The sequence below is a fragment of the Streptomyces sp. NPDC086077 genome (assembly GCF_040686175.1).
In the GTDB taxonomy this organism is placed as follows: Bacteria; Actinomycetota; Actinomycetes; order Streptomycetales; family Streptomycetaceae; genus Streptomyces.
Genome location: NZ_JBFBJT010000053.1, coordinates 35,090 through 46,350 on the forward strand (window position 1 = coordinate 35,090; position 11,261 = coordinate 46,350).

The window sequence follows — 11,261 nt, forward strand, 5'->3', positions numbered from 1 at the left end:
GACACCTTGTCCATCCCTTGGAGCACCGGCGTACGCTCGTAGAAGTCAGATTTCTCCGAAGGAGCGAGCGACGATGCCCCAGCTGAGGTCCCGCACAGTCACCCACGGACGCAACATGGCGGGCGCCCGCGCCCTTATGCGCGCCTCCGGTGTACCCGGTGCGGACATCGGCCGGAAGCCGATCATCGCGGTCGCCAACAGCTTCACGGAGTTCGTGCCGGGCCACACCCACCTCCAGCCGGTCGGCCGGATCGTCAGCGAGGCGATCGTCGAGGCCGGCGGCATCCCGCGCGAGTTCAACACCATCGCCGTGGACGACGGGATCGCGATGGGCCACGGCGGCATGCTCTACAGCCTGCCCTCCCGCGACCTCATCGCGGACAGCGTGGAGTACATGGTCGAGGCGCACTGTGCCGACGCCATGATCTGCATCTCCAACTGCGACAAGATCACTCCGGGCATGCTGAACGCGGCGCTCCGCCTCAACATCCCCACGGTCTTCGTCTCCGGCGGCCCGATGGAGTCCGGCCGCGCCACGCTGGTCGACGGCACGGTCCGCACGCTCGACCTGGTCGACGCGATCTCCGACGCCGTGAACGACAAGATCTCGGACGAGGACATCCTCCGCATCGAGGAGAACGCCTGTCCGACGTGCGGCTCCTGCTCCGGCATGTTCACCGCCAACTCGATGAACTGCCTGACCGAGGCCATCGGCCTCTCCCTGCCCGGCAACGGCTCGGTCCTCGCCACGCACACGGCGCGCAAGGGACTGTACGAGGCCGCCGGCCGCACGGTGGTCGACATCACGCGCCGCTACTACGACCAGGACGACGAGTCGGTCCTGCCGCGCAACATCGCGACGCACGCGGCGTTCGAGAACGCCATGGCCCTCGACATCGCCATGGGCGGCTCCACCAACACGATCCTGCACCTGCTGGCCGCCGCCCAGGAGGCAGGCGTCCCGTTCGGCCTGGACGAGATCAACGAGGTCTCGCGCCGCGTGCCCTGCCTCGCCAAGGTCGCCCCGAACGTCGCGAAGGACCGCACGTACTACATGGAGGACGTGCATCGCGCCGGCGGTATCCCCGCCCTCCTCGGCGAGCTGCACCGCGCCGGTCTGCTCAACGAGGACGTCCACTCCGTCCACAGCCCGTCCCTCTCGGACTGGCTGAAGACGTGGGACGTGCGCGGGGGCTCCCCGTCCCCCGAGGCGATCGAACTGTGGCACGCGGCCCCGGGCTGCGTGCGCTCCGCCGAGGCCTTCTCCCAGTCCGAGCGCTGGGCGGCGCTGGACGAGGACGCCGAGGGCGGCTGCATCCGCTCCGCCGAGCACGCGTACAGCAAGGACGGTGGCCTGGCGGTCCTGAAGGGCAACCTCGCCGTCGACGGCTGCGTGGTGAAGACGGCCGGAGTCGACGAGTCGATCTGGACCTTCGAGGGCCCGGCGGTCGTCTGCGAGTCGCAGGAGGAGGCCGTCGAGAAGATCCTCAACAAGCAGGTGACGGACGGCGACGTCGTCGTCATCCGGTACGAGGGTCCCAAGGGCGGCCCCGGCATGCAGGAGATGCTCTACCCGACGTCCTTCCTGAAGGGCCGCGGTCTGGGCAAGACCTGCGCGCTGATCACGGACGGCCGCTTCTCCGGCGGCACGTCGGGCCTCTCCATCGGCCACGCGTCCCCCGAGGCGGCCTCCGGCGGCACCATCGCCCTCGTCGAGGACGGCGACCGCATCCGCATCGACATCCCGAACCGCTCGATCGAGCTGCTCGTCGACGAGGCGGAACTGACCCGTCGTACCGAGGCGTTGAACGGCACGTACGCCCCCAAGAACCGCGAGCGCAAGGTGTCCGCCGCCCTGCGCGCGTACGCCGCGATGGCGACGAGCGCGGACAAGGGCGCGGTGCGGGACGTCAGCAAGCTGGGCTGAGACGCCCGCGCCCAGCCGCGTTGCGTGGGCGGGGTCTGCGCGAGCCGCGTCGGTGACTGGGGCCGCCCGTGACGGGTGCGGCCCCTTTCGCGTTTCGTCGCCCGTCCGGGCTCGCCGTGACCGCGCCGCGGCAGGCCCTCTACGTCACCACCGTCGCAGACGCTACGTCACCACCGCGGCACGCCCTACGTCACCACCGTCGCAGGCGCTACGTCACTACCGCGGCCGGCGCTACGTCACCACCGCGCCGCGCCAGCCCCGTCCACCGCGAACAGCACTCCGTCCGGCGCCCCCGCGAACACCTTCCCGTCGGCCGCCACCGGCACCGGCAGCCCGGACACCACGGCCCCGCGCGCCGCCCCCGGCCGCGCCTGCGTCTGCCCCAGCAACGCCCCCTTCACCGCGTCGACGGCCACCAGCCGCCCGTCCCCGGCGCCGAAGTACAGCCGCTGTCCGGCCACGACCGGCGCCGACGGGAAACTGACGGACGTCTCCAGCCGCCAGCGCTGCTCCGACGTACCGGTGTCCACAGCCGTCAGCGCGCCGTCGGCCCCCAGCAGGTAGACGGTGTCCTGCGCCACCGCCGCCTGCGCTCCCGCCACCGGGAATCGCAAGGTGACCCTGCGCTGGGTGTCCCCCGTGGCGTCGTACCGGACCACGGCGTCCGTGTCCGCGTACGCCGCTGAGGTCGACGTGAACCACAGCACGCCCTCCCGCGCGCCCACCAGACTCAGCGCCCCCGCAAGCCGCCGCTGCCACCGCACGTCGCCGGTCTCCGGATCCACGGCGGTGACCCGTGTCCCGGCCCCGTCCGCGTCCACGGCGTACGCGACCCGCCCTCCGTACGACTGGAACACCGGCTGGGCGAGCCCGGCGACCTGGTGCCGCCACTTCCGCTCACCGGTGGCCGCGTCCAGCGCGGTGACCGTCGAGTCGGGGCCGGTGAGGAGGACGGTGCCACCGACGTGCGCGATCCGGCCGTCGTAGCGGGCGATGTCCTGGCTCCACACGGTTGTGCCGGTCGCCGGGTCGAGCGCGGCCAGACGCCGGCTGCCCTCCGAGACGACGTGCAGCAGGCCGCCCGCGAGCACGGGCGGCTGCACGTTCCCGTCGGCGTGGCCGCCCGGGCCAGGCCGCGCCCACTTCACGTCCCCGGCGAGGGGATCGACGGCGGCGGCCAGGACACCGGGGCGCGTGCAGTACAGCGCGCTGCCTCCGTACGTGCACTGCGGCATCCCGCTCGCCTCGGCGCCCCGCGCGCTCAGTTCCCTCTCCCAGGCCCGGAACCGATGGCCCTGCTCCCGCGCGCCGGACGCCTCGGTCTCACCCGTCCCGGCCAGCACGACGGCCCCGGCCCCGAGCGCGAGCACGGCGGCCCCGGCGGCGACGCCCATCACCCAGCGCCGCCACGATGCCCTGGCCTGCGCCTCGTTCGCCTTCCCCTGCTTCTTCGGCTTCTTCCGCGTCCCGTCGAGGACGGCGGGCGCGCCGCGCCGATGGGTGGGCAGCTCGTCGCCGCCGGGCTCGAACAGCTGCTCGCCCGTGCGTTGTTCAGGTATGAAGGCCTGGGTGTCGTACGACGCCGACAGCGAGCGCAGCTCCGCCATCAGCTCGTCCGGAGTGGGCCGGTCCTCCGGTTCCTTGGCGAGACAACGGGCCACCAGCGGCGCGAGCTCCCGCGGCACGCCTGTCAAGTCCGCCTCTTCATGGACGACCTGATACGCCACCAGGTACGGGCTGTCGGAGTCGAACGGCCCGCTGCCCGTCGCCGCGTGCACGATGACCGACCCGAGGGCGAACACATCGGCGGCCGGCCCGACATCCCGCGGCCTGCGGAACTGCTCCGGCGCCATGAACGGCGGCGTGCCGATCAGCTTGCCGGTCTCGGTGCGCAGTTCGCTGTCCGAGGGCCGCGAGATGCCGAAGTCGATGACTTTCGGCCCGTCCTCGGCGAGCAGCACATTGCTGGGCTTGAGATCGCGGTGCACCACTCCGGCCCGATGGATGTCCCGCAGCGCCTCCGCCAACCCCGCCATCAACTGCCGCAGCCGGGCGGTGGGCAGCGCGCCGTTCCGCTTCACGTACTCGGAGAGGGTCGGCCCGGGGATGTACAGCGTGGCCATCCAGGGCCGCCCGGCATCCGGGTCGGCGTCGACGACTGGCGCGGTGAACGCACCGCTGACCCGCCGGGCCGCCCCGACCTCCTGCCGGAACCGGCCCCTGAACTCGGGGTCCTGCGCGAACTCCGCGTGCACGACCTTCACGGCCAGCCGCAATCCGGAGGCCGAGCGGGCGAGATGGACCACGCCCATGCCGCCGGATCCGAGCTGCGCCTCCAACAGATACTGACCGGCGTACTGCGGAGATTCCGCTTCCGCGTCCGTACCGGTGCTGCGCCTTGGCGGCATCTCTCACCCCCGGATGTCCGTCCGCACGCGCGACGCGCTGAGCCTAGTCGATGCTGCGTACGAAACTCCTGTGGCTTGCTAGCCTCGGTGCGCCACGCGATTTTGGCGTGAACCGTTCACAATCATCCACACGGGGGAGGCCGACATGGCCACGGAGAACATCGAGATCGCGGGTGCGGGCGAGCAGGAATCGGCACCTACGGCACTCGCGGAGCCCGAGACGTCGCCCGAGGCGGAGACGCCGAGCGCGACGGCGACGGCCGTGCCCCGGGTCCGCGCCTACCCGGTCGCCCCCGGCGTCCGGCTCAACGTCCGCAGCGGCCCCGGCACCGACTACCGCATCGTCCGCGTCCTGCCCGAGGGCACCACCGTCCCGATCTACTGCCAGCGCCCCGGCGACAGCGTCACGGGCCCCTACGGCACCTCCAACCTCTGGGACTGCATCGCCAACTCCCAGTACGTCTCCGACGCCTACGTCAAGACCGGCAGCGACGGCTACGTCGCACCGCGCTGCGCCTGACCCCGGCCCGGTGACGTCGCCGCCGCGACCGGCACCATCGCCCGTCGTGATTCGTGATGCGTGATGCGTGGTCCGTGCGACGTGAGTCGTCAGCAGGGACCGCAGGGCCGGCCTGGGGCCCTTCGCCCACCGCGAGCCATAATCGAGCCGTGAGCGACGAGCAGAACGGCACCCTGGACCGGCCCACGGGCGGCGGACCCCGCCCCGAACCCCTCCGCTTCTTCGGCACGACCTGGGTCGGCCACGACGACGGCTACACCCTCCGTCGCATCGGGGTGTCCGTCGGCTCCCTCGCCGCTGCCGTCGCCGCCTGCCTGTTGCTCCGCCTCGCCTACGAGGGCATCCAGCTCGCCGAGACGGGCAGCTTCGTCCCGCTCCTGGTCGTCGTCATGTTCGCGGTCTGCAGCTCCCTCGCCTTCCGGCACACCTGGGAAGGGTTCACCAAGCGCCACGACCCCGACCGCCAGTCCTCCCTCCGTGGCCTGCTCACCATCGGCTTCGTCGGCTCCCTCCTCGCCTACTTCTTCCGCTCCCTCAAAGAGGCACCCGGCGAGAAGCTCCACCGCGAGGAATACGAGGCAGCCCTCCAGCACCACTCGAAGCGCACGTCCCGCCGCACCGGCAACCCGGCGAAGAAGCGCCGCCGCGACTGAGGGCACGGCCGACGGCTGACGGACGAGGCCCTCCCGCGAACTCGGCGCGGGTTAAACGGGGCAGCCGACGGCTCCGCAGATTAAACGGGGCAGCCGACGGCTCCCACGCCGACACCCGAGCGCCCCGGCCCCATGGCCGCCCCGGGACAAGCCCACACAGCCCCAGCTCAGCCACCCACACCCCCACCGCCCCGCCACCCACCCCATCGCCCCGCCATCCACACCCCCACCTCCCCAGCCCCCCGCGCGGCCCAGCCCAGCCCCGCCCACAGCGTCCCGCCGCTCCCGGCCCCTACCTTCCCCACAACCCCTGTCACTCCCACCGACCCCACGAGACCATGGCCCCATGGCCACCTCGACGACGCCGCCCCCACCCTCCTCCCACCCCGCGCGCGCCCACTCCTTCAACGCCGTCGCGGCCCAGTACGCCGCGAACCGCCCCTCCTACCCGCCCGCCCTCTTCGACGCGATCGAAGAGCTGGCAGGGCGCCGGCTCCTCGGCTCGCGCGTGGTGGACGTCGGTGCCGGCACGGGCATAGCGACCGCCCTGCTGCACGTCCGCGGCGCCGACGTGGTGGCCGTCGAGCCGGGGGACGGCATGTCCGCCCACTTCCGCCGCACCCGCCCCGGCATCCCGATCGTCCGCGGCGACGGCAACGCCCTTCCTCTGGCCGACGCCTGCGCGGACTTCGTCACCTACGCCCAGGCCTGGCACTGGACCGACCCCGGCCTCGCACTACCGGAGGCCTTCCGCGTACTACGGCCGGACGGCGCGCTGGCGCTGTGGTGGAACCGCGACGCCCCCGGCGTCCCCTGGGTCGCCGCCCAGGCGGAGCGGATCAAGCTGCACTACGGCGACCCGATCGCGGTCCAGCCGGGCACCCCGGCCTCCGGCACCCCGACCTCCGGCACGGACCACTCCGGCACCCCGGCCTCCGGCACGGACCCCTCCGCGCGCCCCGTCCCGACCCCTCACTACTCTCGCAGAGTCGTCCGCTGGAGCCGCCGCGTCCCGCTGGACACTCATCTCGCCAACCTCGGCAGCCACTCGATCTTCCTGGTGGGCGGCGCCGAACGCAGCGAGGCCTTCCTGGCCGAGGAGCGCCGCCACCTCCTCCAGGTCTTCCCCGACGGATTCGTCGAAGAGGTCTACGACGTGGAGCTCCTGGTGGCCACCACCTCCTGACCCACCTCACGGCCGCCCGCCCGCTCCCCCCACGAACACCCCGAGCTCACTCACGGCCGCGACCCCACCCACCCGTTCGCCCCCTGGACGCCCGCGCCTGCGCACCGCACATCACCCGGCACTCACATCCCCTGCCAGAAAAGGCAGTTGACCCTGCCCGCGCTCCCCCCGCGACCCGGATCGCGCAATCCCTGCACCCGGACCCCGCGCCGCGCCACCCCACTCCCCACCCCGCCCCCAACACACGCCCGCGCCCCGAGCACGCCCACTTGACGCCGCCTACCCCCAGGAGCATTATTCACCGCATGATGAATTACGTCGCCGAGCCACCCGACACCGGCGCGCAACCCGCACCCGGAAGCACCCGCACCCCCGCCATCCGCGCCGAAGACCTCACCGTCGTCCGCGGCCCCCGCAAGGTCCTGCGCGGTCTGAAATTCACCGTCCCGCGCGGCCAGATCACCGGCCTCCTCGGTCCCTCCGGCTGCGGCAAGTCGACCCTCATGCGTGCCATCGTCGGCACCCAGGCCAAGGTCACCGGCACCCTCGACGTCCTCGGCCACCCCGCCGGCCACCGCACCCTGCGCACCCGCATCGGCTACGTCACCCAGGCCCCCTCCGTCTACGACGACCTGACCGTCCGCCAGAACCTCGACTACTTCGCCGCGATACTCGACCCCGGCCGCAGCACCGCCGACCGCCGCCAGAACATCGACCGCGTCCTCACCGACGTCGACCTCACCAGCCACGCAGGCGCCCTTGCCGGCAACCTGTCCGGCGGCCAGCGCAGCCGTGTCTCCCTCGCCGTCGCCCTCCTCGGCACCCCCGAGGTCCTGGTACTCGACGAACCCACCGTCGGTCTCGACCCCGTCCTCCGCCGCGACCTGTGGAACCTCTTCCACGCCATCGCCGCCGACCGCGGCGCCACCCTCCTCGTCTCCTCCCACGTCATGGACGAGGCCGAGCGCTGCCACCGCCTCCTCCTCATGCGTGCGGGCGAGATCCTCGCCGACGACACCCCGGACGCCCTGCGTGCCCGTACCGGCGCCGAGACGGTCGAAGCCGCGTTCCTGCACCTCGTGGACCAGGCGAGCACCGCGGCCCGCAACAAGGAGACGACCCGATGACCACGACCACGGCGACCACCCCCGGCGTGCCCACCGGCGCCCTGAACGCCTCGCGCACCGCCGCGACAGCCGCCCGGGTCCTGCGCCAGCTCCGCCACGACCCGCGCACCATCGCGCTGATGATCCTCATCCCGTGCCTGATGTTGATCCTGCTGCGCTACGTCTTCGACGGCAGCCCGCGCACCTTCGACAACATCGGCGCGTCCCTGCTGGGCATCTTCCCGCTGATCACGATGTTCCTCGTGACGTCCATAGCCACCCTGCGCGAACGCACTTCGGGCACCCTCGAACGCCTCCTCGCGATGCCCCTCGGCAAGGGCGACGTCATCGCCGGCTACGCCCTCGCCTTCGGCACCCTCGCGATCATCCAGTCCGCCCTCGCCACCGGTCTCGCCGTGTGGTTCCTCGGCCTCGACGTCACCGGCTCCCCTTGGCTGCTCCTGCTGGTGGCCCTGCTCGACGCGCTCCTCGGCACAGCCCTCGGCCTGTTCGTCTCGGCCTTCGCGGCCTCCGAATTCCAGGCGGTCCAGTTCATGCCGGCAGTGATCTTCCCCCAGCTACTGCTCTGCGGCCTGTTCACCCCGCGCGACAAGATGCACCCCGTCCTGGAGGCCATCTCCAACGTCCTCCCCATGTCCTATGCGGTCGACGGCATGAACGAAGTCCTCAAGCACACCGACATGACCGCCGACTTCGTCCGCGACGCCCTGATCGTCGCCGGCTGCGCCCTCCTGGTCCTCACCCTCGGCGCGGCGACGCTGCGACGCCGGACCACCTGACCCACCGGGCGAGCGAGCCACGTCCCGCCCACCGGACAAACGAGCCCGTCCCCTTTACCTGGTGCGAGGATGAATCCGGACGACGCAACCTCCGGAGGGCCCCGCACCATGACCCAGAAAGTCGCAGTCCTCGGCACCGGCAAGATCGGCGAAGCCCTGCTCAGCGGGATGATCCGCGGCGGCTGGACCCCCGCCGATCTCCTGGTCACCGCCCGCCGCCCGGAGCGGGCCGAGGAACTCCGCACCCGCCACGGAGTCACCCCGGTCACCAACGCGGAAGCGGCGAAGACCGCCGACACCCTGATCCTCACGGTCAAACCCCAGGACATGGGGACCCTCCTCGACGAACTCGCCCCCCACGTCCCCGCCGACCGCCTGGTCATCAGCGGCATGGCGGGCATCACGACCGCTTCCCTCGAAGCGCGCCTCGCCACCGGCACCCCGGTCGTTCGCGTCATGACGAACACCCCCGCCCTCGTCGACGAGGCCATGTCGGTCATCTCCGCCGGCAGCCACGCGAGCGAAGCCCACCTCGCGCACGCCGAGGAGATCTTCGGCGCCGTCGGCAAGACGCTCCGCGTCCCCGAGACCCAGCAGGACGCCTGCACCGCCCTCTCCGGCTCCGGCCCGGCGTACTTCTTCTACCTGGTCGAAGCCATGACGGACGCCGGCATCCTGCTCGGCCTGCCCCGCGACAAGGCTCACGACCTCATCGTCCAGTCCGCGATCGGCGCGGCCACCATGCTCCGCGACAGTGGCGAACACCCGGTCAGGCTCCGCGAGAACGTCACGTCCCCCGCCGGTACCACCATCAACGCCATCCGCGAACTCGAGAACCACGGCGTACGCGCCGCCCTCATCGCCGCCCTAGAAGCCGCCCGCGACCGCAGCCGCGAACTCGCCGCCGGCAACAACTGAGCCACTCGCCAGGGGTACCCCTGCCCGAGGCCGCCTGCTGCGCGGACTTCGGCAGCGAGGCCACGATGCGCCGGCACTTCGCATCGCGCCCCGCCACCAGCCCGCGCGCCTACCGGACCGAGTTCAGCACCGCCGCCGCCTGGACACCGCCGGAACCGGCGCCACCTGTATCAGGGGAAGCCGGCAGCAACCCGATCGCGCGATAAGCGACATCCACGGTCGGCCGGGCCATCGCCCGCGCCCTCTCCGCACCATCCCGAAGCACCCCCTCCACATAGCCGGGATCGGCACACAGCTCCTTGTGCCTCTGCTGTACGGGCCTGAGGAGCTCGACCACGGCCTCTGCGGTGTCCTTCTTCAAGGTGCCGTACGACTCATATACACCGCTCAGGTCGGATGGGTTCCCATCCGTGGACGCGGCCAGGATCTCCAGCAGATTCGCGAGCCCCGGCCGCCCCTCCCGGTCGTACACGACGTCCTGCCCGCTGTCGGTCACCGCCCGCATGATCTTCTTACGCACCACGTCCGGCTCGTCGAGCAGATAGACGATGCCCGGCCCGGTGTCGTCGCTCTTGCCCATCTTCGACGCCGGCTCCTGCAGATTCATCACCCGCGCGGCCACCTCCGGATGCGTGGCCCGGGGCACCACGAACGTGTGTCCGTACCGCTGGTTGAACCGCACCGCCAGATCCCGCGTCAGCTCCACATGCTGCGTCTGGTCATCCCCCACCGGCACCTCGTCGGTCCCGTACGCCAGGATGTCCGCCGCCATCAGCACGGGATACGTCAGCAGCGACAGCCGCACACTCCCGCCCCGCGCCTGCTCCCGTGCCGCCTTCTCCTTGTACTGGATCATCCGCCGCATCTCCCCGTCGGCCGCCACGCACTCCAGCAGGTACGACAGCCGCGCGTGCTCATCGACATGACTCTGTACGAAGACGGTGCACCGCTCCGGATCCAGTCCCGCCGCCAGCAACAGCGTCGCCGCCTGCCGACTCAGCCTGCGCACCCGCGCCGGATCGTGCTCCACGGTCAGCGCATGCAGATCGACGATGCAGAACAGGGCGTCCGTCCGGTGCTGATCCACCTCTGCCCACCGCCGCATGGCCCCGAGGTAGTTGCCCAGCGTCAGATGCCCCGTCGGCTTGACCCCGCTGAAGACCCGCGTCATCTCTCCACCTCCTGGTCGAGACCGCCGCACCCGGTCGGCCGACCCCCTGAGGGAGAAACAAGAACGGCCGCCGAAGCGGCGGCCGTTGAGTGCATACGTGCGCACGGCCGCCGTCAGGCGGCCCACCAGAGCTGGGTGCACGTACGCGTAGTCACATCCTCAGACTACGCCTCCGGGTGCGGTCGAGGACTCGAGTTGACACCTCCCGGGCCGGTACGTAGTGTTCTCCGAGTTGTCCGACGTGAGCGCCGACTTCGGTCGGTCCCCGGACAGCATTCCGTGAGTAGTAACCACTCCCGACGAGCAGTCGATCTGTCGCTCTGCTGTCGTGCTGTCGGTATGCATATTTACGGAATGAGGAATCCGCGTTCGATAGAACGCAGCCCCCGATTAGCTCGGGAGCACGGAATCCGCTAAAGTCTCACTCGTCGGAACGGCCGAAGGGCCGGGAAGACAAACCCCGCTGACTGGGGATCAGGTCGAGAAAAGATCTGATAGAGTCGGAAACGCAAGACCGAAGGGAAGCGCCCGGAGGAAAGCCGCGAGAGAGATTCTCGGGTGAGTACAAAGGA

Annotated in this window: 9 protein-coding genes; 7 read left to right on the plus strand and 2 right to left on the minus strand. The window is 71.2% G+C overall.

Translation table 11 applies throughout. The features are described 5' to 3' along the window. Window positions 1-73 precede the first annotated feature (73 nt). Entirely contained in the window at window positions 74-1,927 is a 1,854-nt protein-coding gene (ilvD, locus tag AB0O67_RS17565; protein WP_365450921.1) for a dihydroxy-acid dehydratase, read from the plus strand. Between the two features lie 236 nt (window positions 1,928-2,163). Here ilvD and AB0O67_RS17570 read toward each other — a convergent pair whose 3' ends face one another. Then, entirely contained in the window at window positions 2,164-4,335 is a 2,172-nt protein-coding gene (locus AB0O67_RS17570) for a serine/threonine-protein kinase (protein WP_365450923.1), read from the minus strand. Window positions 4,336-4,480: 145 nt separating this feature from the next. Between AB0O67_RS17570 and AB0O67_RS17575 the strand changes: the two genes are divergently transcribed. From AB0O67_RS17575 to proC, 6 genes are all read left to right on the plus strand, one after another. Then, on the plus strand, window positions 4,481-4,855 hold the full coding sequence (locus AB0O67_RS17575) for an SH3 domain-containing protein (protein ID WP_365450925.1): 375 nt from the start codon (window positions 4,481-4,483) through the stop codon (window positions 4,853-4,855). A 149-nt stretch (window positions 4,856-5,004) separates the two neighbouring features. After that, window positions 5,005-5,508, plus strand: a complete 504-nt coding sequence (locus AB0O67_RS17580) for an EamA/RhaT family transporter (protein WP_365450927.1) — start codon at window positions 5,005-5,007, stop codon at window positions 5,506-5,508. Between the two features lie 346 nt (window positions 5,509-5,854). Continuing rightward, complete coding sequence (locus AB0O67_RS17585) at window positions 5,855-6,694, plus strand: class I SAM-dependent methyltransferase (RefSeq protein WP_365450929.1); 840 nt, start codon at window positions 5,855-5,857, stop codon at window positions 6,692-6,694. 305 nt (window positions 6,695-6,999) lie between these two features. Then, the gene (locus tag AB0O67_RS17590; RefSeq protein ID WP_365450931.1) at window positions 7,000-7,821 is read left to right on the plus strand and encodes an ABC transporter ATP-binding protein; all 822 of its coding nucleotides are present in this window, start codon (window positions 7,000-7,002) and stop codon (window positions 7,819-7,821) included. Next, on the plus strand, window positions 7,818-8,600 hold the full coding sequence (locus AB0O67_RS17595; protein ID WP_365450933.1) for an ABC transporter permease: 783 nt from the start codon (window positions 7,818-7,820) through the stop codon (window positions 8,598-8,600). The genes AB0O67_RS17590 and AB0O67_RS17595 overlap by 4 nt, the downstream gene beginning before the upstream one ends. A gap of 108 nt (window positions 8,601-8,708) precedes the next feature. Beyond that, entirely contained in the window at window positions 8,709-9,518 is an 810-nt protein-coding gene (gene proC / locus AB0O67_RS17600; RefSeq protein WP_365450935.1) for a pyrroline-5-carboxylate reductase, read from the plus strand. A 109-nt stretch (window positions 9,519-9,627) separates the two neighbouring features. Here proC and trpS read toward each other — a convergent pair whose 3' ends face one another. Beyond that, the gene (gene trpS / locus AB0O67_RS17605; RefSeq protein ID WP_365450937.1) at window positions 9,628-10,689 is read right to left on the minus strand and encodes a tryptophan--tRNA ligase; all 1,062 of its coding nucleotides are present in this window, start codon (window positions 10,687-10,689) and stop codon (window positions 9,628-9,630) included. Between the last annotated feature and the right edge of the window lie 572 nt (window positions 10,690-11,261).

Bases quoted from the DNA above. Each gene is read 5' to 3' on its own strand.
- AB0O67_RS17590 (WP_365450931.1), top strand. From the start codon at position 7,000: ATGATGAATTACGTCGCCGAGCCACCCGACACCGGCGCGCAACCCGCA.
- AB0O67_RS17595 (WP_365450933.1), top strand. From the start codon at position 7,818: ATGACCACGACCACGGCGACCACCCCCGGCGTGCCCACCGGCGCCCTG.
- trpS (WP_365450937.1), bottom strand. From the start codon at position 10,689: ATGACGCGGGTCTTCAGCGGGGTCAAGCCGACGGGGCATCTGACGCTG.
- proC (WP_365450935.1), top strand. From the start codon at position 8,709: ATGACCCAGAAAGTCGCAGTCCTCGGCACCGGCAAGATCGGCGAAGCC.
- AB0O67_RS17585 (WP_365450929.1), top strand. From the start codon at position 5,855: ATGGCCACCTCGACGACGCCGCCCCCACCCTCCTCCCACCCCGCGCGC.
- AB0O67_RS17575 (WP_365450925.1), top strand. From the start codon at position 4,481: ATGGCCACGGAGAACATCGAGATCGCGGGTGCGGGCGAGCAGGAATCG.
- ilvD (WP_365450921.1), top strand. From the start codon at position 74: ATGCCCCAGCTGAGGTCCCGCACAGTCACCCACGGACGCAACATGGCG.
- AB0O67_RS17570 (WP_365450923.1), bottom strand. From the start codon at position 4,335: ATGCCGCCAAGGCGCAGCACCGGTACGGACGCGGAAGCGGAATCTCCG.